Genomic DNA, 25,067 nt, shown 5'->3' with positions numbered 1-25,067 from the left:
CGGGTACGGTCGTACAAGCCAACCGCACCCCGAAGGGACGCCGCATCCCGATGCCCCCCGAGCCGCTGACCCCGGACCGAATCCTCGAAGCCACCGAGGACGTGCTGCGCCGCTACGGCCCCGCCAAGGCCACCGTGGTCGACGTGGCCCGCGCGCTCGGCGTCAGCCACGGCAGCGTCTACCGCCACTTCGGCAGCAAGGCCGCGCTGCGGGAGGCGGTCACCGAGCGCTGGCTCGCCCAGTCGCACACCGCGCTCTCGGCCCTGGCCGACGCGCGGGGCCCGGCCGAAGGACGGCTGCGGGAGTGGCTGACGGCGCTCTTCGCGGCCAAGCGCCGCAAGGCGGGCGACGACCCGGAGCTGTTCGCGATGTACATGGTCCTGGTCGGCGAGAACAGCACCACCGTCGAACGGCACATAGAAACGATGATCGAGCAGCTCGCCCGGATCATCGAAGGCGGCGTGAGCGAGGGCGAGTTCCGGCCCGTCGAGCCCACGACCGCCGCCCGCGCGGTGTGGGACGCGAGCAATCGCTTCCACGACCCGGCCTACGCACCGGAGTGGTCGCGACCGGGCATCGAGACGGCGTTCGAAGCGGTGTGCGACCTGGTCCTGCGCGGCCTGCACGCGTAGAGCTGGACGCGTAGAAGGGCCCCGTCAGCTCACGCCGAGGAACCGCAGCACCGCCAGTACCCGCCGGTGGTCGGCCTCGGCCTTCGGCAGGTCGAGCTTCGCCAGAATGCTGTTGATGTGCTTGGCCACCGCGCTCTCGCTGATGACCAGGTGCCCGGCGATGCCCGCGTTGGAGCGGCCCTCGGCCATCGACGCGAGCACCTCCCGCTCACGCGCCGTCAGCCGGTCCAGCGGGTCGCTGTGCCGCCGCGTCAGCAGCTGCGCGACGACCTGCGGATCGAGCGCCGTGCCGCCGGCCGCCACGCGCCGCAGCGCCTCGATGAACTCCTCGACGTCCGCGACGCGTTGCTTGAGGAGGTAGCCGAAGCCGGCGGTGTCGCCGGTCAGCAGGTCGGTGGCGTACCGCTCCTCCACGTACTGCGAGAGCAGCAGCACCGCCGTGTCGGGCCACCGGGCGCGCAGTGTGAGCGCGGCCCGGACGCCCTCGTCGGTGTAGCCCGGCGGCATCCGCACGTCGAGCACGGCGAGGTCGGGTTCGTGCAGCTCGACCGCCGCCAGCAGGGCCTCCGCGTCGCCGGCCTCCGCCACCACCTCGAATCCGGCCGCCTGGAGGACCCTCACCAGGCCCACCCGGAGCAGAACGGAATCCTCGGCGATCACGGCGCGCACGGCAGCTCCACAGTCACTACGGTCGGGCCCCCCGCGGGGCTGCTGATCGAGAACGTGCCGTCGACCGACGCGACCCGCTTGGCCAGCCCGGCCAGCCCCGTGCCGCCCGAGGGATCGGCACCGCCCACGCCGTCGTCGGAGACGACGACGATCAGTATCCCGCCCACGCGTTCGACCCGGACCTCCGCCCCCGCCGCCCGCGCGTGCTTGACGACGTTGGCGAGCGCCTCGGAGACGACGAAGTAGGCGACGGCCTCGATCGCGGGGGCGGGCCGCTCCGCCAGGTCCACCCGTACCCGCACGGGCAGCGGCGCCCGCTCCGCGAGCCCGGACAGGGCGGCGTCCAGGCCCCGGTCCTCCAGGACGGCCGGATGCAGCCCGCGCACCAGGTCCTGCAGCTCGGCGATGGCCTCCTTCGCCTCGCGGTGCGCCTCGTCGATCACCTTGCGCGCGTCCTCGGACAGGTCGGGCATCGTGACCTTGGCCAGCCCCAGGTTCACGGCCAGCGACACCAGCCGCTGCTGGGCGCCGTCGTGCAGGTCGCGCTCGATGCGCCGGCGTTCGGCGTCCGCCGCGTCCACGACGCCCGCCCGGGCCTCGGTGACCTCCTCCACCCGGCGCCGCAGCCGGTCGGCCGGGCTGGGCCCCAGCAGGTCCGGTGCGATACGGGTGTCGAGCCGGACGAGGGCCCCGGAGAGCCAGGCCGCCGCGTACAGCCCGGCGAGCCCGGCGGCGGTGAGGTAGCCGGCCTGCACCGCGTAGCCGGCCTCTGCCAGCCGGGTCTCCGGCGGCAGGGCCCAGACCCACACGTAGACGGTGGCGGCCACAGCGGAGGCCGCCCACAGCGTCAGCACGCAGGCGCCACCCGCGGCGATCAGCGGCCCGGAGACCAGGTGGTACCGCACCTGCCGCCACGACCAGCGCCGACCGGCCGTCGGTATCCCCACCCCGAGCCGGGAGTGGAAGCGCGCCGCCTGCATCCGGGTCAGCACCGGCGACGCCGCCCCGAGCACGGCGAGGCACACGAGCACCGCCACCAGGCAGCTCAGCGCCTTCGTGGGGCCGCCGTTCAGCCACGGCACGGCGAGGACGACGAGTGCGGCGGTCTGGATCAGCGCACCGACGGCGAGGAAGGCGGTGGCGCGGCCCGCGCCCTCGAAGGGGCGCAGGAGCGGGACAGGGTGGGGCTTTCGCATGCGTCACACGGTATGTGCGCAGGTCAGGCGGGTCGATGGCAGTGATGACCGGACCGGGGGTGAAGCCAGTGCCACCCCCGCTCCCCGGTGCCCCCGACGCCGGAGGCCCGGCGCCCCCGAAGGGGTGCCGGGCCTCCGTGGAGTGCCGTGGCAGCAGCCTGCCGCGTCAGCAGCCCAGCAGACGGGCGCCCAGGTAGGACTGGATCTGGTCCAGCGAGACGCGCTCCTGCTTCATGGTGTCGCGCTCGCGGACGGTGACCGCGTTGTCCTCGAGGGTGTCGAAGTCGACGGTGACGCAGAACGGCGTGCCGATCTCGTCCTGGCGACGGTAGCGGCGGCCGATGGCGCCGGCGTCGTCGAACTCGATGTTCCAGTGCTGGCGCAGGTCGGCGGCCAGACCCTTGGCCTTCGGGGACAGCTCCGGGTTGCGGGACAGCGGCAGGACCGCGACCTTGACCGGGGACAGGCGCGGGTCGAGGCGCAGGACGGTGCGCTTCTCCAGCTTGCCCTTGGCGTTGGGGGCCTCGTCCTCGACGTAGGCGTCGAGCAGGAAGGCGAGCATGGTGCGGCCGACACCGGCGGCGGGCTCGATGACGTACGGGGTCCAGCGCTCGCCGGCTTCCTGGTCGAAGAACGACAGGTCCTGGCCGGAGGCCTTGGCGTGGGCGTTGAGGTCGTAGTCGGTGCGGTTGGCGACGCCCTCGAGCTCGCCCCACTCGTTGCCACCGAACTGGAAGCGGTACTCGATGTCAGCGGTGCGCTTGGAGTAGTGGGAGAGCTTCTCCGCGGGGTGCTCGTACCACCGCATGTTCTCCTCGCGCAGGCCGAGACCGGTGTACCAGTTCCAGCGCTGCTCCATCCAGTACTCCTGCCACGACTCGTCCTCGCCCGGCTTGACGAAGAACTCCATCTCCATCTGCTCGAACTCGCGCGTGCGGAAGATGAAGTTGCCGGGCGTGATCTCGTTGCGGAAGGACTTGCCCATCTGGGCGATGCCGAAGGGCGGCTTCCGGCGCGAGGTCTGCTGGACCTGGGCGAAGTTGGTGAAGATGCCCTGGGCGGTCTCGGGGCGCAGGTAGGCGACCGAGCCGGAGTCCTGGGTGGGGCCGAGGTGCGTCGAGAGCAGGCCGGAGAACTGCTTGGGCTCGGTGAACTGACCCTTGTTGCCGCAGTTGGGGCAGTTGATGTCCGCGAGGCCGTTCTCGGGGAGCTTGTTGTGCTTGGCCTCGTACGCCTCCTCCAGGTGGTCCGCGCGGTAGCGCTTGTGGCAGGAGGTGCACTCGGTCAGCGGGTCTGAGAAGGTGGCGACGTGGCCGGAGGCCACCCACACCTCGGAGGCCAGGATCACCGACGAGTCGATACCGACGACGTCCTCGCGCGAGGTGACCATGTAGCGCCACCACTGGCGCTTGATGTTCTCCTTGAGCTCCACACCGAGCGGTCCGTAATCCCAGGCGGCACGCTGGCCGCCGTAGATCTCACTGCACGGAAAAACAAAGCCACGGCGCTTGCTCAGGCTGACGATGGTGTCGATCTTGTCGGCGGCCACGGTGCTCTCTTCATTGCGACGACGAACAGCGAATGGTTCAGGTTACCGGCGCTGCACCCCCTCTCATCAAATCGGCTCTGGCCTTGGCTTGACCCTTCCAGCCAGACCAGGACGACCCGGGCCGCTGTTGACAATCGTTTCCACTTTTGTTGAAAATGAGTGTCATGAACGTACGTCCGATCCGCCCCTTTCCTTCCTCCCGCCGTCGAATAACCACCGCCGCCGTCGCCCTCGCCGCGACGCTGGGCCTGGTGACCCTCTCCGCGTGCTCCGCCGTGAGCTCCGACGGCCGGACCGAGGACGGGAAGCTGAAGGTCGTGGCGTCGTTCTACCCGATGGAGTTCCTGGCGAAGGAGATCGGCGGCGAGCACGTCAGCGTCACCGGCCTCACCAAGCCCGGCGTCGAGCCGCACGACCTGGAGCTCACCCCCCGGCAGACCGGCTCCCTCGCCGACGCGGGGGCGATCGTCTACCTCAAGGGCCTCCAGCCCGCCGTGGACACCGCCGTCGATCAGTCCGGAAACAAGCACGTCGCCGACGCTGCCTCGCTCACCCGGCTCGAAGAGCACGGCACCGCCGTCGAGGGCGACGAGCACGGCCACGGGGAGGAAGGCGCCCACGAGGGCCACGAGCACCACGAGGAGGGCGGCGCCGACCCCCACATATGGCTCGACCCGCTGAAGTACGCCGAGGTCGCCAAGGGCGTCGCCAAGACCCTCGGCTCGGCCGACCCCGACCACGCGCGCGACTACGACAAGAACGCCGCCGCCCTGGCCGACCGGCTCCACGCGCTGGACAGGAAGTACACCGAGGGCCTGAAGAACCGCGCCTCGGGCGTCTTCGTCACCACCCACGCCGCCTTCGGCTACCTCGCCGAGCGCTACGGCCTGGACCAGGAGGCCATCGGCGGCCTCGACCCGGAGTCCGAGCCCAGCGCCGCCCGGATGAAGGACCTCCACGCCCTGGTCAAGGACCACCACGTGGGCACGGTCTTCTTCGAGACCCTCGCCAGCCCCAAGACCGCCCGTACCCTGGCGAAGGACCTCGGCCTCAGGACCGACGTGCTCGACCCCGTCGAGGGCATCACCGACGATTCCAAGGGACGCGACTACTTCGGCGTCATGGAGTCCAACCTCACCGCCCTGAAGAAGGCGCTCGGCACCAAGTGAGCGCATCCGAGGAGACCAGCCACGAGGAGATCAGCATGGAGCAGCCCGTCATATCCCTGCGCGGCGCCACCGCCACGCTCGGCTCGCGCCCGGTGCTCCGCGGCGTCGACCTGACCGTGCGACGCGGCGAGGTCGTCGCGCTGCTCGGCGCCAACGGCTCCGGCAAGTCCACGGCCGTCCGCTCGATCGTCGGACAGGTCCCGCTCACCGGCGGCGAGCTCGAGCTCTTCGGCACCCCGCGCCGCCGCTTCCGCCAGTGGTCGCGCGTCGGCTACGTACCGCAGCGCACCACCGCCGCCGGCGGCGTGCCCGCCACCGTCCGCGAGGTCGTCTCGGCCGGGCGGCTGGCCCGTACGAAGCTGGGGCCGTCCCGCAGGGCCGACCGGGAGGCCGTGCACAAGGCCCTCGAGCTGGTCGGCATGGCGGACCGGGCCAAGGACTCCGTCGACGCCCTCTCCGGCGGCCAGCACCAGCGGGTGCTCATCGCCCGCGCACTGGCCGTCGAGCCCGAGCTGCTGATCATGGACGAGCCGATGGCCGGCGTCGACCTCGCCAGCCAGGAGGTGCTCGCGAGCGCCCTGCGCGAGGAGGTCGCCCGCGGCGCCACGGTCCTGCTGGTCCTGCACGAGCTCGGCCCGCTGGAGCCGCTCATCGACCGCGCGGTCGTGCTCCGCGACGGCTGCGTCGTCCACGACGGGCCCCCGCCCCAGGCCGTGGGTCAGCACGCGCTGCCCGGCCACGACCATGTACACCCGCACGCCGACCCGGCCGCGGAACCGATCCGGACAGGGCTGCTGAGCTGATGGACATCCTCGAACTCGCCTTCATGCAGCGGGCGCTGCTCGCCGCCCTCCTGGTCGGCGTCACCGCCCCCGCCATCGGCGTCTACCTCGTCCAGCGCCGCCAGGCGCTGATGGGAGACGGCATCGGCCACGTCGCCCTCACCGGCGTCGGCCTGGGCTTCCTCCTCAACACCAGCCCCGTGTGGGTGGCCACGGCCGTCTGCGTGGTGGGCGCGGTGATCATGGAGCTCATCCGCTCGTACGGCAAGGCGCGCGGCGACATCGCGCTCGCCATGCTCTTCTACGGCGGCATGGCCGGCGGCGTGATGCTGATGGCGCTCTCGCCGCACGGCTCCAACGCCAACCTCACCACGTACCTCTTCGGGTCCATCACCACGGTCTCGGAGCAGGACATCGTGGCGATCTGCCTGCTCGCCGCGTTCGTCATCGTCACCACGATCGGGCTGCGCAGGCAGCTGTTCGCCATCTGCCAGGACGAGGAGTTCGCCCGCGTCACCGGTCTGCCGGTGCGGCTGCTGAACCTGCTGGTCGCCGTCACCGCCGCCGTGACCGTCACCGTCGCCATGCGCGTGGTCGGCCTGCTGCTGGTCAGCGCCCTGATGGTGATTCCCGTGGCGGCCTCCCAGCAGATCACCCGCAGCTTCGCCACCACCTTCGCGCTCGCCGTCGCCATCGGCGTGCTGGTGACCCTTTCGGGCACCGTCACCTCCTACTACGTGGACGTGCCGTCCGGCGCCACGATCGTGCTGCTGGCCATCGGCGTCTTCATCGCCCTGACCCTGCTGGCCGCCCCGCTGGCGAGGAAACGGGCCGACAGGGCGGCCCTGGCCGAGCGCTGCACCCTCGAGGACGCCGTCGCCCCCGGCGTCCCCGGGACGGCCGACGACGTCCGCGTCTGACGAGCCTGCCGGGCCCGCACTCCGGGCCTGGCACAATTGGCGTGGCAACACGTGCGATGTTCTGGCCGTCCTGAGGAGGCAACTGTGGCGACCGCCGGACCCCCGGTACGCGGGCGAGCCACCAAGCAGCGGGCGGCGGTCGCGGCCGCGCTCGACGAGGTGGACGAGTTCCGCAGCGCGCAGGAGCTCCACGACATGCTCAGACACCGTGGCGCCTCGGTCGGGCTGACCACGGTCTACCGCACCCTGCAGTCCCTCGCCGACGCCGGCGAGGTCGACGTGCTGCGCACCAGCGAGGGCGAGGCCGTCTACCGCCGCTGCTCCAGCGGGCACCACCACCACCTGGTGTGCCGGCTGTGCGGCAAGGCGGTCGAGGTCGAGGGCCCGGCCGTCGAGAAGTGGGCCGACTCCATCGCGGAGGAACACGGCTTCGTCGACGTGGCCCACACCATCGAGATCTTCGGTACATGCGGCGACTGCGCGGCGGCGCAGGCCAAGAGCTGACCTGATACGAGAACTGCCCCGGACGTCCGAGACGTCCGGGGCAGTTCTCGTATCCCGCGCCGGCCCCGCGCTCACGCGGTGGTGGATTCCCCGTCCTCGACCGCGTTGGGGATGGCGCCTCCGAAGCGGCGGTCGCGCTGCGCGTACTCCAGGCAGGCCCGCCACAGGTCGCGGCGGTCGAAGTCGGGCCACAGGACGTCCTGGAAGACCATCTCGGCGTACGCGCTCTGCCAGATCAGGTAGTTGGACGTGCGCTGCTCGCCGGAGGGGCGCAGGAAGAGGTCCACGTCCGGCATGTCCGGGTAGTACATGTACTTCTGGAGGGTCTTCTCGCTGACCTTCGAGGGGTCGAGCCGGCCCGCCTTCACGTCCTCCGCCATCGCCTGCGCCGCGTCCGCGATCTCCGCCCGGCCGCCGTAGTTCATGCAGAAGTACAGCGTGAGCTTGTCGTTGTCCTTGGTCTGCTCCTGGGCGATCTGGAGCTCCTTGGCCACCGACTTCCACAGCTTGGGCATCCGGCCGACCCAGCGCACCCGGATGCCGAGCGCGTCGAGCTGGTCGCGGGTCTTGCGGATGAAGTCGCGGTTGAAGTTCATCAGGAAGCGCACCTCGTCGGGCGAGCGCCTCCAGTTCTCGGTGGAGAAGGCGTAGAGGGAGATGCTGCCGACGCCCATCTCGATGGCGCCCTGCAGGACGTCCAGCACGCGCTCGGCGCCGACCTTGTGGCCCTCGGTGCGCGGCAGGCCGCGCTCCTTGGCCCAGCGGCCGTTGCCGTCCATGACGATGGCCACGTGCCGGGGCACCAGCTCACCGGGGATCTTCGGCGGCCGGGCGCCCGACGGGTGCGCGTCGGGGGTGCGGTACTCGCGTCGGGAACGGCCCAGAATCCCGCGTCGTGCCATGGATGCCACTTCTCCTTGATCCCTGTCTTTTCGTTTCGCTATTGCTCGACGTACCGGAGCGAGCGGAGGCCCCGCTCCAGATGCCACTGCAGATACGCGGCCACCAGGCCGCTGCCCTCGCGCACGTGGCGCGCCTCGCAGGCGTCCGCCGTCGCCCAGTCCCCGGTCAGCAGCGCGCCGAGGAGCTCGATCGACTCCGAGGAGGGTACGACGCATCCGGGCACCCGGCACTCCCCGCACACCACGCCGCCGGCCGCCGTGGAGAAGAACCGGTTGGGTCCGGGCATTCCGCACTTCGCGCACGCGCCGAAGCTGGGCGCGTAGCCGTTGACGGCGAGCGAGCGCAGCAGGAAGGCGTCGAGGACGAGGTGCGGGGCGTGCTCCCCTGAGGCCAGCGTGCGCAGGGCCCCGACCAGCAGGAGGTACTGCTGCACCGCCGGCTCGCCCTCGTGGTCGGTGAAGCGCTCGGCGGTCTCGAGCATCGCGGTGCCGGCGGTGTAGCGGGCGTAGTCGGTGACGATGGCACCGCCGTAGGGGGCGATGGTCTCGCTCTGGGTGCACAGCGGCAGCCCGCGCCCGACGAGCTCGCCGCCGCCGCGTGCGAAGAACTGCACGTCGACGTGGGAGAACGGCTCGAGCCGGGCCCCGAACTTCGACTTGGTCCGGCGCACGCCGCGCGCCACGGCCCGCACCCGGCCGTGGCCGCGCGTGAGCAGGGTGATGATCCTGTCCGCCTCTCCCAGCTTCTGGGTGCGCAGCACGATGCCGTCGTCGCGGAACAGAGTCATGCATGCATTGTCCCGTACGCGACGGGCGCCCGGGTCCAGGGGCGTCGGGGCCCGGGGGCGCCCGGGTCAGGGGTGCCCGGCGCCGTCCGGGAAGGCGCGGTGGGCGGCGCGGCGCCAGCGGTTGGCGGGCAGGGCGGGGCGCAGGGCGGCGTAGGCGCCGCAGTACTTGGTGAAGACGGCGGGGCGCACTCCGTGGTCGTTCAGCAGCAGGTCCGTCTCCGTCAGGTGGCCCGCGCTCTTGGTCTCCACCAGCACCAGGCCGTCGTCGCAGCGCACGGTCCGCCCGGTGCGCAGGTCGGTGCAGAGCAGCCCGGCGTCGCAGGTGACGCGCTCGCCGTCGGCCACGAACGTCGCCCGCCGGTAGTCGGTGCTCAGGGAGGGGGTGAGCGCCTCGGGGGCCTCTATGCCGTACGCCTCGCGCAGGGTGGCGGCGAGGAAGGCCTGGCAGGGGTCGTCCAGCGGGGCGTCCGCGCCGGTCAGCGGCCGGCGGTGCTTGACGGTGTCGCCGCGCCGCCCCTTGAGCTTGATCTCGAACTGCCGCTCCCCCGATTCCTGATAGACGCGCTCGCGGATCTTGAAGCGCAGCCGGCGGCCCTGCCGGTGGTCGTGGAAGGAGCGCAGGGCGGGGGTGTCGTAGTAGACGGAGTGGTAGCCGAAGGCGCGGTGGCCGTCGATGGTCAGGGCGCGGAAGGGGCCGCCGGGGCGGTGCGGGTCCGTGAGGCGCGCGACGACCTGGACGAACGTGTCGGCGGGGACGAGATAGCTGCGGTCGAAGCGGGTGAGCAGCTCGGCGCGCGCGGTGACCTCCTCCAGGCCGATCGGCCGGGCGGCCCCGGCGGCCTCCTCGACGGCTCTCGCCGCCGCCGGGGCGGCGAGGGCGGGGGCCGGGGCGCTCACACCGTCTCCCAGGAGGGGGCCGTGGCCTGGCGGACGGGCCGGCCGGCGGCCTCGGCCCGTGGCGGGGTGCCGGGCTCGGGCTCGCGGTAACGGACGTCGACGACGGTCAGGTCGCGGACGTAGTCGATCTCCATGACCGTCCAGTGCAGCGGCTCGCCGAGCCGCCGGGCGAGGTCGGCGCGCAGGGCGGCCGGGTCGGCGTGCACGGTGTCGAGGGTGATCACCGAGCGGCGCGAGCGCGCGTACAGCCGGGGGTGGTCGGCGCCGTAGACCACCAGCAGCAGGATCGCGCTGAGCGCGGCGGCGAGGCCGACGGCGAGGTGGGGCAGCCCGCAGACCAGGCCGAGGACGAGGGTGGTGAAGTAGTAGGCGACCTCCTCGTGCTGGACGGCGTCCGAGCGGAGCCTGATGATCGACAGGACTCCGAAGAGACCGAAGCCGAGCGCGAGGCCGCCGTTGCCGCCCACCTCGGCGAGGGCCGCGACCACCGTGAACAGCGCGACGTTCAGCGCGAGATACGCGGGCACCAGGTCCCGCCGCCGGTGCCGCGGGTAGTAGATCGCGAAGGTCAGCAGGCCCACGGCGACCAGGTCCAGCCCCAGATGCGCGGCGAGATGACGCACGGTTTCCATCGCTCCCTCTCTCTGTGCGATCGAACGATCACGAACTCGAGGGAAACTCTGGATGAACACCGTCGGCTACTCAGGGAAACGATGCGGATTCTTGACGAACGCGTGGGACACCTGACCGGATCCGTAGGGATCACGTCCCGATTCGCGCTCTTGCGACGCGACCGCTACGAGGGAGTACGGGCCGCCGCCAGCAGTCGGTCGGTGTCCTCCGGACACAGCAGCAGCGCCCGCCCCACCGTCGCCAGCACCTCGCGCTCGGCGGGGCGGTAGGGTCCGTCCGCCAGGGCGATGCGGGCCCCCTGCAGCAGGATCGACTCCCGCCCGGCCGGAGCCAGGTGGGGCGCCAGGGGCTCCAGGGACTCGTGGAGCTCGATGGCCAGGGCCGTGCCGCACGGGTCGAAGCCGTCGCGGCTCGCGCCGTCCGGCGGCGGCGCGTACCGCCCCGGCAGCCGCCCGGTGTCCGCGGCGAGCGCCTCGATCAGCGTGACGAGCTGCTCCTCGCTGCAGTCGGCGAAGCCGGCCGCCCGCACCGCGCCCACCGCCGCGCGCCGGACCGTACGGGCCTCCGTGCCGCCCGCGGCCAGCACCGCCAGGGCGACGGTGTGCACGGCGTCGCGCAGCATCGCCGAGAAGCGGGTCGTGGTCGGGTGGTCCAGGACGTCCATCGCGAACCGGCCCCGGCAGGCCGTGCATTCGACGATGGGCCCCACCGGCCCGCGCGGCAGCAGCGGCACCCCGAAGGCGACAAGGCGACGGCGGCCCGTGCGGCGGTGGTAGTTGCGGTCGCCGCCGCAGCCCGGGCAGAAGAACTCGCCGTCCCCGACGGTGCGCCATACGGTGCGTACGCCCACCACACACCGGTCCGGGCTGTGTCGGCCTTGCGCGTGCATCACGGCGCACCTCCATAACGCCACGGCCTCGTCGCCGCGTTGACGTGATGTTAGCCACATCCGTGATGCTGCGTCAGTACCCCGTCACACACGGGGACGCGGCTCGCGGCCGAAAGCACCGGCGATCCCACCCGGATGCGGTGCTTTCGGCGGCGCGACGTTGACGGCCGGACCGTCTGACGACCGGGGACCGCCCCCGTCAGCCGCGGTACGCCCGGTTCACCGCCGACACGACGGCCTTGATCGAGGCGCGGGTGGTGTTGGGGTCGATGCCGATGCCCCACAGCACCGTGCCGTCGATCACGCACTCGATGTACGAGGCCGCCTGAGCGCTGGCACCCTCGCTCATGGTGTGCTCGCTGTAGTCCAGCAGGCGGGCGTCGACGCCGGTGTCGGCCAGCGCGTCGAAGAACGCGGAGATCGGGCCGTTGCCCGTACCCGTCAGGACCGTCTCCGTCCCGTCCACGAAGGCCTCGACGGTCAGCGCGTCCGTGCCCTCGCTGGTGGTGGAGGTCTGGGCGGAGCGCAGCGTGATCCGGCCCCAGGGGTTGTCGTCCGTGGGCAGGTACTCGTCCCGGAAGACGGACCAGATCTCCTGCGGGGTGACCTCGCCGCCCTCGGCGTCGGTCTTGTTCTGGATGATCCTCGAGAACTCGATCTGCATCCGGCGCGGCAGGTCCAGCTTGTGGTCGTTCTTCAGGACGTAGGCGATGCCGCCCTTGCCCGACTGCGAGTTGACGCGGATGACGGCCTCGTACGAACGGCCGACGTCCTTGGGGTCGATGGGCAGGTAGGGGACCGCCCACTCGATGTCGTCCACGGTCTTCCCGGCGGCGGCCGCGTCGGCCTCCATCGCCTCGAAGCCCTTCTTGATGGCGTCCTGGTGGGAGCCGGAGAAGGCGGTGTAGACCAGGTCGCCCGCGTAGGGGTGGCGCGGGTGGACCTCCATCTGGCTGCAGTACTCGGCGGTGCGGCGGACCTCGTCGATCTGCGAGAAGTCGATCTGCGGGTCGACGCCCTGGGAGAAGAGGTTCATGCCCAGGGTGACCAGGTCGACGTTGCCGGTGCGCTCGCCCTGGCCGAACAGGCAGCCCTCCACGCGGTCCGCGCCGGCCATGACCGCCAGCTCGGCGGCGGCGACGGCGGTGCCCCGGTCGTTGTGCGGGTGGGCGGACAGACAGACGAACTCGCGCCGCGACAGGTTGCGCGACATCCACTCGAAGCGGTCGGCGTGGGTGGAGGGGGTCGAGCGCTCGACGGTCGCCGGCAGGTTCAGGATGATCTCCCGGCCGGCCTCGGGCTGCCAGACGTCCATGACGCCCTCGCAGACCTCCAGGGCGAAGTCCAGCTCGGTGTCGGTGAAGATCTCCGGGCTGTACTGGTACCCGAAGACGGTCTCGTCGCCGAGGATCTTCTCGGCGTACTCCATCACCAGCCGGGTGCCGTCCACCGCGATCTGCTTCACCTGCTCCCGCGAGCCGCGGAAGACGACCCGCCGGAAGACCGGGGCGGTGGCGTTGTAGAGGTGGACCGTGGCGCGGTGGGCGCCGCGCAGCGACTCGACCGTGCGCTCGATCAGCTCCTCGCGCGCCTGGGTCAGGACGGAGATCGTCACGTCCTCGGGGATCGCGCCGTCCTCGATGATCGACCGTACGAACTCGAAGTCCGTGGCCCCGGACGAGGGGAAGCCGACCTCGATCTCCTTGTAGCCCATGCGGACCAGCAGGTCGAACATCTCGCGCTTGCGGGCGGGCGACATGGGGTCGATCAGCGCCTGGTTGCCGTCGCGCAGGTCGGTCGACAGCCAGCGGGGCGCGGCGGTGATGCGGTTGTCCGGCCAGGTGCGGCCGGCGATGTCCACGGCCTCGTAGGGGCGGTACTTGTGGACCGGCATCCCGGAGGGCCGCTGGGTGACGGTGGCGGCGGTGACGGGCGTGGGGCGGCCGACGGACAGGGCGAACTCGGACATCTGCGGAGGGCTCCTCGGTGATCCGCGGGATACGGCCGACGTCTGTTCTCCGAGGCGTCTGCGCAACGCCGAACTCCGCGGGGAGGGGGTCGGCCTATGTCTACAGGCCCTCGCCGCGGCAGCTAAGAAGAAGCAGCACGTCACGCATGATGCACAGCAGACTACGCGAGGTTCCGAAGGGGCTGTAGGGGCGTTCCAGCATGCGGGATGGGGGCATCTCCCGGCGATAGCCGGAGAGGAACCCCGCCACTCGTTTGTGTTAATCGCGGCATCGGCCAATGACAAGGCCGGGGGCCGGTGCCAGATTGCACGCATGGCCGAATCAGAGAAGTCAGAGAAGACGGTTTTCTGCACCATCATTCCGCCGCACGTCCTCGACCGCCTCGCCCAGACCGACGACCCCCGGCTCTACGAACCCGCCCGCCGCACCCTGGAGCACGACGGCTCCCTGCGCACCCGCCGCCGCGTCACCGCCCTCCGCGGGGTCTACGCGGACTCCTCGGCCGGCACCCCCTCCGACACGCCCCGGCGCACGATCTACGACGCCCGCTGCCACGAGACCCTGCCGGGCACCAAGGTGCACGCCGAGGGCGAGGCGCCGAGCAAGGACGCCACCGTCAACCGGGCCCACGCCGGTCTCGGGGCCACTTTCGATCTCTATCTGAAGGTCTACGGCCGGCATTCCATCGACGACGCGGGCCTGCCGCTGAACGCCACCGTCCATTACGGACGGAAATACAACAACGCCTTCTGGGACGGCGAGCAGATGGTCTTCGGAGACGGCGACGGCGACGTCTTTCTGGACTTCACCATTCCAGTGGATGTCATCGGCCACGAACTCACCCACGGCGTGGTCCAGCACACGGCGAATCTCGAGTACTACGGCCAGTCCGGCGCGCTGAACGAATCCCTCGCGGACGTCTTCGGATCGCTGATCAAGCAGTACGCCCTCGGGCAGTCCGCCGACCAGGCGGACTGGCTGATCGGGGCGGGCCTGCTGGGCCCGGGGGTGGACAAGGGCTCGGCCCTGCGCTCGATGAAGGCCCCCGGCACCGCCTACGACGACGACGTCCTCGGCAAGGACCCACAGCCCGCCACCATGGACGACTACGTCCGCACCAGCCGGGACAACGGCGGCGTGCACATCAATTCCGGCATCCCCAACCACGCCTTCTACCTGCTGGCCACCGCCCTCGGCGGCAACGCCTGGGAGCGGGCCGGAAGGATCTGGTACGCCACGCTGACCGGGGGCGAGCTGGCGGACGACGCCCAGTTCGCGGACTTCGCCCGGCTGACCGTGGCCTCGGCCCGGACCCTGTACGGCGAGGGTGACGCGGTCAAGGCCGTGCTGGAGGCATGGCGCCAGGTGGGCGTCCCCACGGCCTAGCGGCCGGTAGACCGCCGCCGAGGGGGTAGAGGTGACAGCATGCGTATCGTCATCACCCGTACCGGCGGCTTCGCCGGCATCGAGCGCCGGGCCGAGCTGGACACCTGCGGCCGGCCCGACGCCACGCATCTGGAGGCCCTGGCCCACCGCGCGCTCGCGCCGGGCCGGGACATGCCGGCGAGGGGGGTGCCGGACGGCTTCCACTACGAGATCAACGTGGACGGCCGCTCGGTCCACCTCGCCGACCCGCACCTCACCGAGGAACAGCGCGAACTGATCCGCACGGTTCTCAAGGAAGGGGCGTAGTTCCGGTAGATCTACTGGAACTACGGAACTGCTGGATCTAGAAGCCCAGCTTCCGCAGCTGCTTGGGGTCGCGCTGCCAGTCCTTGGCGACCTTGACGTGCAGGTCGAGGTAGACCGGCGTGCCCAGGAGCGCCTCGATGTGCTTGCGGGACTTCATGCCGACCTCCTTCAGTCGGGCGCCCTTGGGGCCGATGATGATGCCCTTCTGGCTGGGGCGCTCGATGTAGACGTTGGCGTGGATGTCCAGCAGCGGCTTGTCCTTGGGCCGGTCCTCGCGCGGCAGCATCTCCTCGACCACGACGGCGATGGAGTGCGGCAGCTCGTCCCGGACGCCCTCCAGGGCGGCCTCGCGGATCAGCTCGGCGACCATGACCTGCTCGGGCTCGTCGGTGAGGTCGCCCTCGGGGTAGAGCGGCGGGCTCTCCGGCAGCATCGGGGCGATCAGGTCGGCCAGCAGGGAGACCTGCTTGTCGCCGACGGCCGAGACCGGGACGATCTGCGCCCACTGGATGCCCAGCTCCTCGCCCAGCTGCTGGATGGCGATCAGCTGCTCGGCGAGCTGCTTGGACTCGACCAGGTCCGTCTTGGTGACGATCGCGATCTTCGGGGTCTTCTTGATCCCCGCGAGCTCCTTGGCGATGAACTTGTCACCCGGCCCGAGCTTCTGGTCGGCCGGCAGGCAGAAGCCGATCACGTCGACCTCGGCCCACGTGGTCCGCACGACGTCGTTGAGCCGCTCGCCGAGCAGGGTGCGCGGCTTGTGCAGACCGGGGGTGTCCACGAGGACGAGCTGGGCGTCCGGGCGGTGCACGATGCCGCGCACGGTGTGGCGGGTGGTCTGCGGGCGGTTCGAGGTGATCGCGACCTTCGTCCCCACCAGTGCGTTGGTCAGGGTCGACTTGCCCGCGTTGGGGCGGCCGACGAAGCACGCGAAGCCCGCGCGGTGGGGGGCCTGGGAGGGAGCGGAGGCGTTGTCCATGCCTCACATTCTCCCCGATCGTCCACGCCCCGCCGACCAGCGGCCCCGGCCCGCGTGATCAATACGCCCGGGCCCGGCGCGGGCGCCGCCCGGCCGCCGAGCGGACGAGCCACACGATCCCGGCGGCGGGCAGCAGCAGGGCCGCCGCCAGAGCGAACCAGTCGGTGCCCTCGCCGCGCGTCCAGCCCAGGACGAGTCCGGTCCACAGGACGGCGGTGGCCGGGAACGGGCTCCAGTCCCGCGCGGCGTCGGCGCGGCCGGCGGCCCGGTCGTGGCCGCGTGCCCGCAGCAGCTCGCCCACGGCGTGCGGCCACAGGACGAGCAGCCAGGCGGCCTTCGTCCAGCTGAAGCCCTCGCCGCCCGCCCAGTCGACGACCAGGGTGAGCGTGAGGGCGGCCGACACCGCGCAGCCGAACCAGGCGGCGCGGGGCGAGGTCCGGGGGCGTGCCATGGGTCAGCCCGCGGCGAGGGTGTCGCGCAGGGTGCCGTCGGGGCCCGCGAGCAGGACCGGGGTGCCGGCGCCGCCCAGGTCCCGTACGGCGGCGCGGTCGGCGTCGGGGACGGTGTCCGCCTCGGAGACCACGGCCGCGGCCTCGAGGGACCTCGCGCCGCTGGCCACGGCCATCGCCACGGCCGTGCGCAGGGCGCTCAGCCGCAGCGAGTCCAGGGCGACGGTCCCGGCGACGTACGTACGGCCGGTCTCGTCGCGGACGGCCGCGCCCTCGGGGACGGCGTTGCGGGCGCGGGTGGCGCGGGCGAGCGTGAGGAGCTTGCGGTCTTCGGGGTCCAGGGCATCCGTCATACCCGGAGCATAGAAGCCGCCCCGCGGGGCCGGATCGGCCGGCCGGGTCAGCCGGCCGCCTCGCCGGTCACCGAGCGCATCGCGCCGCGCCGTCCCTCGGGCGAGCTCAGCAGGGCCACCTTCTCGGCCGTGCCGCTGCCGGGGACCGGGTTGTGCAGCACGATCGTGAGGTCGGGGCGGGCCGGGACGCGCAGCTGGGTGCTCTCCAGGAAGAGCGGGCCCACCAGCGGGTGCTCGATCTCCTTGGTCAGCAGGCCGCCGGGCTGTACGTCGCCGCGCGCCCACAGCTCGGCGAACTCCGGGCTGAGTGCGGCGGTCTCCGTGACGACGGCCTCGAAGCCCTCGTCGCCGGGGCGCTCGGAGCAGGCGGCGCGGTACTGGGCGACGACGCGGGGCGCGTTCTGCTCCCAGTTCGCGGCGCGCGAGCGGTAGACGGGGTCGGTGAAGTAGTCGACGAGGCAGTTGTGCCGCTGCTTGGGGCGGAAGCCGAGGACCAGGCCGGCGGCCTCGTTGAAGCAGATCATGTTCCAGTACTGGTCCATGATGTGGGCGGGCGAGGGCAGCCAGCCGTCGATCAGGCGGACGAGCGCGTCGCAGAGGTAGTCCGAGCCGTGCGTGGACTCCGGCAGCGGGGGGTTGAGTCCCGCCAGGACGTACAGGTGGCGGCGCTCGGGCCCGTCCAGGCGCAGGACGCGCGCGACCGCGTCGAGCACCTGCGGTGAGACGGTGATGTCGCGCCCCTGCTCGAGCCACTGGTACCAGGAGGCGCCCACGCCGGCCAGGACCGCGACCTCCTCGCGGCGCAGCCCCGGTGTGCGGCGGCGGCCCCCGCCGTCCGGCAGGCCGGCCTCCGCCGGGGAGACCCTGGCCCGACGGCTCATCAGGAAGTCGCGCAGCTCCTGGCGGCGGCGTGGTTTGGCGGCGGTGTGTGCTTCCTGCGACGCGATGGTCAACTCTCCCCCTTGCCTGGTGGTGCGGCCACCACCATAAGCACGCACTCCCCATGGTTGTTCCGGCCGCCGGAAGGTGGGGTCATGGCGATCGACACCCCCATCCGGGCGGAAGCCCCCACCCCCACCCCTGTCCCTGTCCTGTCCGGCCGCTCGAGGCTGATCCTGCTGGTGCTGTGCGCCGCGCAGTTCATCGTCGCGCTCGACTTCTCCATCCTGAACGTGGCGCTGCCCGTCCTCGGCGACGACCTGGGCATGGGCCAGGCCGACCTGCAGTGGGCGGTGACCGCGTTCGCGCTGCCGTCCGGCGGCTTCCTGCTGTTCTTCGGCCGGATCGCCGACCTGTACGGGCGGCGCCGGCTCTTCCTGCTGGGCCTGGGCCTGTTCACCGCGGCCTCGGTGCTCGCCACGCTCGCCTGGGATCCGGCGTCCTTCCTGGCCGGGCGGGCCCTGCAGGGCATGGGTGCGGCCGTGCTCGTTCCCACCGGCATGTCCCTGCTGACCACGACGTTCGCCGAGGGGCCGGAGCGCGAGAAGGCGCTGGGCATCAGCGGCACGCTGCTGTCGCTGGGCTTCACCGTCGGCATGCTGCTCGGCGGTGTGATGACCGACGCGCTGGGCTGGCGCTCGACGATGGGGCTGCTCGCGGTGGCGGGCGCGCTGGTGCTGCTGACGGCTCCCGGCCTGCTCACCGAGTCCCGGCACCCCGGCCGGCCGCGGCTGGACGTGCCGGGCGCGGTGACCGTGACCGGTGGCCTGCTGGCCCTGATCTACGCGCTGTCGACGGCGGCGCAGCGGGGCTTCGGCGGTGCGGACGTGCTTGTGACGCTGGTGGCGGGGGTGCTGCTGCTGGTGGCCTTCGTGGTCGTCGAGTCGCGGGCGGCCGAGCCGCTGGTGTCCCTGGCGATGCTGCGGCGGCGCACGGTCGCCTGGGGCAATCTGGCCGGCCTGATGACGTTCGCGATGATGAGCTCGGTCGTCTTCCTGCTCACCCTGTACCTGCAGGAGGTGCTGGGGCTCTCCGCCTTCCGCACGGGCCTGGTCTTCGGCGTCCAGGGTCTCCTCGCGGTCGTCGCCGGCATGACCGCTCCCAAGGTCATCGCCCGGCTGGGCGCCCACCGCACGCTGGTCACCGGCCTGGTGATCCAGGCGGTCTTCACGGCGGCCCTGCTGGGTGTGGGCCTGTCCTCCGGCGCGCTGCTGGCGCTCGTCGCCGTCTCGCTGGGCTGCGTCGGTCACCTGTGGGCGATCGTCGCCTACGGGGTGACGGCGACCTCGGGCCTGAAGGACGCGGAGCAGGGCCTGGCCTCGGGTCTGGTCACCAGCTCGCAGCAGGTGGGCCTCACCATCGGCATCCCGCTGCTGAGCGCTCTGGCGTCGGCCCATGTCAGCGCCCTGCGGGACGGCGGTTCGTCGTTCGCCTCCGCGACGCTGGGGGGCGTGCGGCTGGGGCTCGGCGTGGACGCGGCCGTGGTGGCCGTGGTGGCGGTCCTGACGGCGGTGGGGCTGCGCGGCGCGCGGGCGCGGGCCGCGCGCTGACGGCGCCGCGCGGGGTGCGGCCGGGAGCCGGGCGGGTCGCGGGAGCGGCCCGCCCGGCGTCCGTGCGTTCGCCCGCGGGCGGGTTCCTACCTCACCGTGGCCACGGGCTTCGCGCCGTGGGCCCGGGCCAGGATGCGCGCCGCCACCGCCGGGGAGTCCACCAGCGGGTGCAGCGCCAGGGCGCGCAGGGCCGCGTCGCGGTCCTCGTGGACGGCGGCCTGGATGGCGGCCCGTTCGACGGCCTTGAGCTGCAGCATCAGCCCCAGCTGGTCCTCCCGCAGGGGCGCGCACGGCAGCGGGCGGGCGCCCTTGGCGTCCACGACGCAGACCGTCTCGATGACGGCCTCGGGGTCCAGCGCCGGGACGGTCGTGCCGTTGCGGACGTTGAGGATCAGGCGGGCGCCCTCGTCGCCGGCGACGGCCCGCATCAGGGCCAGGGCCACGCGGTCGTAGCCGCCGCCGTCCAGGTCGCAGGTGTCGCGCTGCCAGCCGCCGCTGGCGGCGCGGCTCTCGGCCATGTACGTCACCTCGCGCTGCAGCCGGGTGCGCTCCCACAGTTCGTGCGAGCGGTGCGGGGCGGCGGCGGCCTCCTCGAAGAAGCCGCTCTGCTGCTGGTCGAGGAACTCGCCGCGGGTCTTGGCGGCCTCCCGCACCGAGCGCAGGGTCTCGCGGCGGAAGTAGTAGTAGTGCAGGTATTCGTTGGGCAGGGCGCCCAGGGCCCGCAGCCAGTCGGCGCCGAAGAGCTTGCCCTCCTCGAAGGAGTCGAGCGCCTGTTCGTCGGCGAGCAGGCCGGGCAGCAGGTCCCGTCCGCCCATCTCCAACGTCCTGAGCCACCCGAGGTGGTTGAGGCCCACGTAGTCGAAGGTCACCCGGTCGGGGTCGGCGCCCACGGCGCGGGTGGCGCGGCGCACCAGGCCCACCGGGGAGTCGCAGATGCCGATGACGCGGTCGCCGAGGACGGCGGACATCGCCTCGGTCACCATGCCCGCGGGGTTGGTGAAGTTGATGACCCACGCGTCCGGGGCCGCCGCCGCCACCCGTTCGGCGATGTCGAGCGCCACCAGGACCGTGCGCAGGCCGTAGAGGACGCCGCCCGCGCCGACCGTCTCCTGTCCCAACACCCCTTCGCTGAGCGGGATGCGCTCGTCCATCACCCGGCCGGCCGTGCCGCCGACGCGGATGGCGGAGAAGACGAAGTCCGTGCCCCGCAACGCCTGGTCGAGGTCGTCGGCGATGCGCACGGTCGGGGCGCCCGGTACGCCGGCGGCCTGGGCGGCCAGCACGGACGCGATCACTCTGGCGCGGGTCGAGTCGGTGTCGTACAGCACGAGTTCCGTACAGCGGCCCGGCGCGTCGCGCCGGGCGTCGTCGAGAAGGGCCCGGTGCACCAACGGCACCCGGAATCCGCCACCGCCGAGAATCGTCAGCCTCATGGCCGGAACGTACCGCAGCATCGGGCACACTGTCCGGACCCGCACCCGTGCATCCCTGAGAGGAGCAACGAGCGAGCATGACGGTCGATTCGCCGCACACGACACCGCGTGTCACAGCGCAGGCAGCCGGTCAGGGCGGGTTCACCCCCGTCGAAGGCCTCGACGGCACGGCGCCGGTCCTCGACCCGCTGGCGGCTTTGCGTTCGGACGGTGATCCGGCAACCGACGTCTACCTGACCGGCACCGTTTTCCTCGACATCATCCTCACGGGGCTTGACTCCGCCCCCGTGCGCGGCACGGAGTCCTGGGCGCGCGGCATGGGCTCCAGCCCGGGCGGCATCGCCAACATGGCCACCGCCCTGGCCCGGCTGGGCCTGCGCACCTCGCTCGCGGCGGCCTTCGGCGACGACATGTACGGGGAGTACTGCTGGGAGTCCCTCTCGCGCGGCGAGGGCATCGACCTGAGCCTGTCGCGCACGGTGCCCGGCTGGCACTCCCCGGTCACGGTCTCCATGGCGTACGAGGGCGAGCGGACGATGGTCTCCCACGGGCACGAGGCCCCGCCGCCGGAGCCCGTCCCCGAGTGCCCGCCGCCGGCCCGGGCGTGCGTGGCGCTGCTGGTCCCGGGCAAGGAGGAGGAGTGGATCGCGACGGCGGCCCGGCGCGGCAGCCGCGTCTTCGCGGACGTGGGCTGGGACGACACCGGTCGCTGGGATCCGGCGGATCTCGCGGACCTCGAGCACTGCGAGGCGTTCCTGCCCAACGCCGAGGAGGCCATGCGCTACACCCGCACCGACTGCCCCCGGGCCGCCGCCCACGCGCTCGCGGACAAGGTGCCGCTGGCCGTGGTGACGATGGGCGAGCGGGGCGCGTACGCGGTGGACGGCCGTACGGGCGAGTGCGCCGAGGTGCCGGCCATCGTCGTGGAGGCGCTGGACCCGACCGGCGCGGGGGACGTCTTCGTGGCGGGCTTCGTCACCGGCACCCTCGCCGAGTGGCCGCTCGCGGACCGGCTCGCCTTCGCGGGGCTGACCGCCGCGCTGTCGGTCCAGGAGTTCGGGGGGTCGCTGTCCGCGCCCGGCTGGGTGGAGATCGCCGCGTGGTGGCAGCACGTGCGGTCCTACAACGACCAGTCCGCGGCCACGCTGCGCCGCTACGCCTTCCTCGACGGCCTGCTGCCCGCCGCCCCCCGGCCCTGGCCGCTGCGCCGGGCCGTCCCCACGCTGGGCTTCCGGCACCCGTAAAAGCCTTCGGGCTCACGGGGGCACCGTCGTACCCTTGGTATTCCGAGGTTCTTCGGCTACCGGAACGCAGGAAAGAGGGGATGAGCAGGCCATCACGGCCGGCCCATGACTCAGACACCCACACGACCGCAGGCGAGCGCCCACTTCACGATCCCGGCCAAGCACCCGATGGTGACGGTCCTGGGTTCCGGGGACACGCTCCTGCGCGTGATCGAGAACGCCTTCCCGTCGGCGGACATCCACGTACGGGGCAATGAAGTCAGCGTCGTGGGCGACGAGCGGGAAGTGGCTCTCGTCAAGCGCCTCTTCGCCGAGATGATGCTGGTGCTCCGCACGGGGGCGCCGATGACGGAGGACGCGGTGGAACGCTCGATCGCCATGCTCAAGAACGAGGAGAAGGGGGCCGAGACCCCCGCCGAGGTCCTCACCCAGAACATCCTCTCCAGCCGCGGTCGCACCATCCGCCCCAAGACGCTCAACCAGAAGCGCTATGTCGACGCCATCGACAAGCACACGGTCGTCTTCGGCATCGGCCCGGCCGGCACCGGAAAGACCTACCTGGCGATGGCCAAGGCGGTCCAGGCGCTGCAGTCCAAGCAGGTCAACCGCATCATCCTGACCCGGCCGGCGGTGGAGGCGGGCGAGCGGCTCGGCTTCCTGCCCGGCACGCTCTACGAGAAGATCGACCCGTATCTGCGGCCGCTCTACGACGCCCTGCACGACATGCTCGACCCCGACTCCATCCCGCGCCTGATGGCCGCCGGGACGATCGAGGTGGCGCCGCTGGCGTACATGCGCGGCCGGACGCTGAACGACGCGTTCATCATCCTGGACGAGGCGCAGAACACCAGCCCCGAGCAGATGAAGATGTTCCTGACCCGGCTCGGCTTCGACTCCAAGATCGTCATCACGGGTGACATCACCCAGATCGACCTTCCCGGCGGTACGAAGAGCGGCCTGCGCCAGGTGCGGGAGATCCTCGACGGCGTCGAGGACGTCCACTTCTCCATGCTCACCAGCAACGACGTCGTCCGGCACAAGCTCGTGGGACGTATTGTCGACGCGTACGAGCAGTACGACAGCCGCGACGGAAAGTAAAGCGCAACCACGATGGCAATCGACGTCAACAACGAATCCGGCACGGAGGTCGACGAGCAGGCGATCCTCGACGTCGCCCGCTACGCCCTCGGCCGGATGCGTATCCACCCGCTCTCCGAACTCTCGGTCATCGTCGTCGACGCCGAAGCCATGGAGCAGCTCCACATCCAGTGGATGGACCTGCCCGGGCCCACCGATGTGATGTCCTTCCCCATGGACGAGCTGCGCCCGCCGGCCAAGGACGACGACGAGCCGCCGCAGGGCCTCCTCGGCGACATCGTGCTGTGCCCCGAGGTCGCGAAGACCCAGGGCCAGGAGGCGCCGACCGGGCACTCCATGGACGAGGAGCTCCAGCTCCTGACCGTCCACGGGGTCCTGCACCTCCTGGGCTACGACCACGAGGAGCCCGACGAGAAGGCCGAGATGTTCGGCCTCCAAGCCGCGATCATCGACGGCTGGCGCGCCGAGCGCGGCATCGAGGGGCCCTCGCCGGCTCCGACCTTCACGTGACCGGCCAACTGATCGCCGCCGCGGTCCTGCTGATCGTCGTCGCCTGGCTCGCCGCCTGCGCCGAGGCCGGCCTCGCCCGGACCACCCGGTTCCGGGCCGAGGAGGCCGTACGGTCCGGGCGGCGCGGCAGCGCGCGGCTGATGGCCGTGGCGGCCGACCCCACCCGCTATCTCAATGTGGCGCTGCTGGTCCGCGTCGCGTGCGAGATGGCCGCGGGCGTCTTCGTCACCTACGTCTGCCTGGAGGAGTTCGACGCCACCTGGCAGGCGCTGACCGTGGCCATCGCCGTGATGGTCCTCGTCTCGTACGTGGCCGTCGGCGTCTCCCCCCGCACCATCGGCCGCCAGCACCCCCTGAACACCGCCACCGCGGCGGCGTACGTGCTGCTGCCGCTCGCCCGGATCATGGGGCCGGTGCCCCGGCTGCTGATCCTCATCGGCAACGCCCTCACCCCCGGCAAGGGCTTCCGCATGGGCCCCTTCGCCTCGGAGGCGGAGCTGCGGGCCATGGTGGACCTGGCGGAGAAGGAGTCGCTGATCGAGGACGACGAGCGGCGCATGGTCCACTCCGTCTTCGAGCTCGGCGACACCCTCGTACGCGAGGTCATGGTGCCGCGCACGGACCTCGTCGTCATCGAGCGCGGAAAGACCATCCGTCAGGCGCTCACCCTCGCGCTGCGCTCGGGCTTCTCGCGCATACCGGTGACCGGCGAGAACGAGGACGACGTGGTGGGCGTGGTCTATCTGAAGGACCTCGTCCGCAAGACCCACATCAACCGCGACGCCGAGAGCGAGCTGGTCTCCACGGCCATGCGGCCCGCCGTCTTCGTGCCCGACACCAAGAACGCGGGCGACCTGCTGCGGGAGATGCAGCAGCAGCGCAACCACTGCGCGGTCGTCATCGACGAGTACGGCGGCACGGCCGGCATCGTCACCATCGAGGACATCCTCGAGGAGATCGTCGGCGAGATCACCGACGAGTACGACCGTGAGCTGCCGCCCGTCGAGGAGCTCGGCGACGACCGCTACCGCGTCACGGCCCGGCTCGACCTCGGCGACCTGGGCCGGCTCTACGGCCTGGAGGAGTTCGACGACGAGGACGTCGAGACGGTCGGCGGCCTGCTGGCGAAGTCCCTGGGCCGGGTGCCGATCGCCGGCGCGACCGCCGAGGTCCCGCTCTCCGAGCGGGGCATGGACCCCGCCCTGGCGGCCCTGCGCCTGACCGCCGAGGCGGCGGCCGGCCGCCGGAACCGCATCGTGACGGTGCTGGTCGAGCCGGTGCGGGCGGACGACGCCTGACCGGGCGAATCCCGTCCGGGCC

Annotated in this window: 26 protein-coding genes; 12 read left to right on the top strand and 14 right to left on the bottom strand. The window is 71.9% G+C overall.

From position 1 onward, the window contains the following. The first annotated feature begins 50 nt into the window (after positions 1–50). Positions 51–632 carry a TetR family transcriptional regulator gene (locus AB4K12_RS07305; RefSeq protein ID WP_368433426.1) on the top strand — a complete coding sequence of 194 codons (582 nt, stop codon included), beginning with the start codon at positions 51–53 and terminating at the stop codon, positions 630–632. 24 nt (positions 633–656) lie between these two features. Here the strand turns inward: AB4K12_RS07305 and AB4K12_RS07300 are convergent, their stop codons facing one another. From AB4K12_RS07300 to AB4K12_RS07290, 3 genes are all read right to left on the bottom strand, one after another. Beyond that, the gene (locus AB4K12_RS07300) at positions 657–1,301 is read right to left on the bottom strand and encodes a response regulator (protein WP_368433425.1); all 645 of its coding nucleotides are present in this window, start codon (positions 1,299–1,301) and stop codon (positions 657–659) included. After that, a complete protein-coding gene (locus tag AB4K12_RS07295) occupies positions 1,289–2,497 on the bottom strand; it encodes a sensor histidine kinase (RefSeq protein WP_368433424.1) in 1,209 nt (402 codons plus the stop codon). The genes AB4K12_RS07300 and AB4K12_RS07295 overlap by 13 nt, the downstream gene beginning before the upstream one ends. A gap of 166 nt (positions 2,498–2,663) precedes the next feature. Beyond that, complete coding sequence (locus AB4K12_RS07290) at positions 2,664–4,046, bottom strand: glycine--tRNA ligase (protein WP_362251157.1); 1,383 nt, start codon at positions 4,044–4,046, stop codon at positions 2,664–2,666. A gap of 164 nt (positions 4,047–4,210) precedes the next feature. Here AB4K12_RS07290 and AB4K12_RS07285 point away from each other — a divergent pair, with 164 nt between their 5' ends. From AB4K12_RS07285 to AB4K12_RS07270, 4 genes are all read left to right on the top strand, one after another. Continuing rightward, a complete protein-coding gene (locus AB4K12_RS07285; protein WP_368433423.1) occupies positions 4,211–5,215 on the top strand; it encodes a metal ABC transporter substrate-binding protein in 1,005 nt (334 codons plus the stop codon). A 35-nt stretch (positions 5,216–5,250) separates the two neighbouring features. Next, positions 5,251–6,018: a metal ABC transporter ATP-binding protein gene (locus AB4K12_RS07280; RefSeq protein ID WP_368433832.1), complete on the top strand. Its 768-nt coding sequence runs from the start codon at positions 5,251–5,253 to the stop codon at positions 6,016–6,018. Then, positions 6,018–6,917, top strand: coding sequence for a metal ABC transporter permease (locus AB4K12_RS07275; protein WP_368433422.1), 900 nt, complete (start codon positions 6,018–6,020; stop codon positions 6,915–6,917). The genes AB4K12_RS07280 and AB4K12_RS07275 overlap by 1 nt, the downstream gene beginning before the upstream one ends. An 84-nt stretch (positions 6,918–7,001) precedes the next feature. After that, complete coding sequence (locus tag AB4K12_RS07270; protein ID WP_368433421.1) at positions 7,002–7,421, top strand: Fur family transcriptional regulator; 420 nt, start codon at positions 7,002–7,004, stop codon at positions 7,419–7,421. A gap of 71 nt (positions 7,422–7,492) precedes the next feature. On the opposite strand, the gene AB4K12_RS07265 is transcribed toward AB4K12_RS07270, so the two are convergent. The 6 genes from AB4K12_RS07265 to leuA form a co-directional block, all read right to left on the bottom strand. Next, positions 7,493–8,323, bottom strand: coding sequence for an isoprenyl transferase (locus tag AB4K12_RS07265; protein ID WP_086572851.1), 831 nt, complete (start codon positions 8,321–8,323; stop codon positions 7,493–7,495). A 38-nt stretch (positions 8,324–8,361) separates the two neighbouring features. Further along, positions 8,362–9,111, bottom strand: a complete 750-nt coding sequence (recO, locus tag AB4K12_RS07260; protein ID WP_086572849.1) for a DNA repair protein RecO — start codon at positions 9,109–9,111, stop codon at positions 8,362–8,364. Positions 9,112–9,177: 66 nt separating this feature from the next. Further along, positions 9,178–10,008 (bottom strand): polyphosphate polymerase domain-containing protein, encoded by an 831-nt coding sequence (locus AB4K12_RS07255; protein ID WP_368433420.1) that lies wholly within the window; start codon positions 10,006–10,008, stop codon positions 9,178–9,180. After that, on the bottom strand, positions 10,005–10,640 hold the full coding sequence (locus AB4K12_RS07250) for a DUF4956 domain-containing protein (RefSeq protein ID WP_368433419.1): 636 nt from the start codon (positions 10,638–10,640) through the stop codon (positions 10,005–10,007). Before AB4K12_RS07250 ends, AB4K12_RS07255 begins: the two co-directional genes overlap by 4 nt. Positions 10,641–10,804: 164 nt before the next feature. Continuing rightward, complete coding sequence (locus tag AB4K12_RS07245; RefSeq protein ID WP_086572845.1) at positions 10,805–11,530, bottom strand: TerB family tellurite resistance protein; 726 nt, start codon at positions 11,528–11,530, stop codon at positions 10,805–10,807. Between the two features lie 199 nt (positions 11,531–11,729). Next, positions 11,730–13,499 carry a 2-isopropylmalate synthase gene (leuA, locus tag AB4K12_RS07240; protein WP_368433418.1) on the bottom strand — a complete coding sequence of 590 codons (1,770 nt, stop codon included), beginning with the start codon at positions 13,497–13,499 and terminating at the stop codon, positions 11,730–11,732. A gap of 313 nt (positions 13,500–13,812) precedes the next feature. Here leuA and AB4K12_RS07235 point away from each other — a divergent pair, with 313 nt between their 5' ends. Together AB4K12_RS07235 and AB4K12_RS07230 are read left to right on the top strand one after the other, a co-directional pair. Further along, complete coding sequence (locus tag AB4K12_RS07235; protein WP_368433417.1) at positions 13,813–14,886, top strand: M4 family metallopeptidase; 1,074 nt, start codon at positions 13,813–13,815, stop codon at positions 14,884–14,886. Positions 14,887–14,925: 39 nt separating this feature from the next. Further along, complete coding sequence (locus AB4K12_RS07230) at positions 14,926–15,192, top strand: protealysin inhibitor emfourin (protein WP_086572840.1); 267 nt, start codon at positions 14,926–14,928, stop codon at positions 15,190–15,192. A 37-nt stretch (positions 15,193–15,229) separates the two neighbouring features. On the opposite strand, the gene era is transcribed toward AB4K12_RS07230, so the two are convergent. From era to AB4K12_RS07210, 4 genes are read right to left on the bottom strand one after another with little or no spacing between them, the layout of a single operon-like run. Further along, on the bottom strand, positions 15,230–16,171 hold the full coding sequence (gene era / locus AB4K12_RS07225) for a GTPase Era (RefSeq protein ID WP_368433416.1): 942 nt from the start codon (positions 16,169–16,171) through the stop codon (positions 15,230–15,232). A gap of 58 nt (positions 16,172–16,229) precedes the next feature. Continuing rightward, positions 16,230–16,622: a hypothetical protein gene (locus AB4K12_RS07220; protein WP_368433415.1), complete on the bottom strand. Its 393-nt coding sequence runs from the start codon at positions 16,620–16,622 to the stop codon at positions 16,230–16,232. Between the two features lie 3 nt (positions 16,623–16,625). Then, positions 16,626–16,973, bottom strand: a complete 348-nt coding sequence (locus AB4K12_RS07215) for a cytidine deaminase (protein WP_368433414.1) — start codon at positions 16,971–16,973, stop codon at positions 16,626–16,628. A gap of 47 nt (positions 16,974–17,020) precedes the next feature. After that, positions 17,021–17,854 carry a helix-turn-helix transcriptional regulator gene (locus AB4K12_RS07210; protein ID WP_368433831.1) on the bottom strand — a complete coding sequence of 278 codons (834 nt, stop codon included), beginning with the start codon at positions 17,852–17,854 and terminating at the stop codon, positions 17,021–17,023. Positions 17,855–18,007: 153 nt separating this feature from the next. Here AB4K12_RS07210 and AB4K12_RS07205 point away from each other — a divergent pair, with 153 nt between their 5' ends. Next, complete coding sequence (locus AB4K12_RS07205; RefSeq protein WP_368433413.1) at positions 18,008–19,462, top strand: MFS transporter; 1,455 nt, start codon at positions 18,008–18,010, stop codon at positions 19,460–19,462. An 86-nt stretch (positions 19,463–19,548) separates the two neighbouring features. On the opposite strand, the gene AB4K12_RS07200 is transcribed toward AB4K12_RS07205, so the two are convergent. After that, positions 19,549–20,895, bottom strand: coding sequence for a 6-phospho-beta-glucosidase (locus AB4K12_RS07200; RefSeq protein WP_368433412.1), 1,347 nt, complete (start codon positions 20,893–20,895; stop codon positions 19,549–19,551). 77 nt (positions 20,896–20,972) lie between these two features. On the opposite strand from AB4K12_RS07200, the gene AB4K12_RS07195 reads away from it, so the two are divergent. The 4 genes from AB4K12_RS07195 to AB4K12_RS07180 all read left to right on the top strand — a co-directional run bounded on the left by AB4K12_RS07195 (position 20,973) and on the right by AB4K12_RS07180 (position 25,045). Then, complete coding sequence (locus tag AB4K12_RS07195) at positions 20,973–22,139, top strand: carbohydrate kinase family protein (RefSeq protein WP_368433411.1); 1,167 nt, start codon at positions 20,973–20,975, stop codon at positions 22,137–22,139. Positions 22,140–22,244: 105 nt separating this feature from the next. Beyond that, the gene (locus AB4K12_RS07190) at positions 22,245–23,237 is read left to right on the top strand and encodes a PhoH family protein (protein WP_368433410.1); all 993 of its coding nucleotides are present in this window, start codon (positions 22,245–22,247) and stop codon (positions 23,235–23,237) included. A gap of 12 nt (positions 23,238–23,249) precedes the next feature. Further along, a complete protein-coding gene (gene ybeY, locus AB4K12_RS07185) occupies positions 23,250–23,747 on the top strand; it encodes an rRNA maturation RNase YbeY (protein WP_368433409.1) in 498 nt (165 codons plus the stop codon). Next, positions 23,744–25,045: a hemolysin family protein gene (locus tag AB4K12_RS07180; protein ID WP_368433408.1), complete on the top strand. Its 1,302-nt coding sequence runs from the start codon at positions 23,744–23,746 to the stop codon at positions 25,043–25,045. The genes ybeY and AB4K12_RS07180 overlap by 4 nt, the downstream gene beginning before the upstream one ends. The last annotated feature ends 22 nt before the right edge of the window (positions 25,046–25,067 follow it).

Source organism: Streptomyces sp. C36 (assembly GCF_040932295.1).
Lineage (GTDB): Bacteria > Actinomycetota > Actinomycetes > Streptomycetales > Streptomycetaceae > Streptomyces > Streptomyces triculaminicus.
This window is presented reverse-complemented; position numbering and strand designations above follow the sequence as displayed.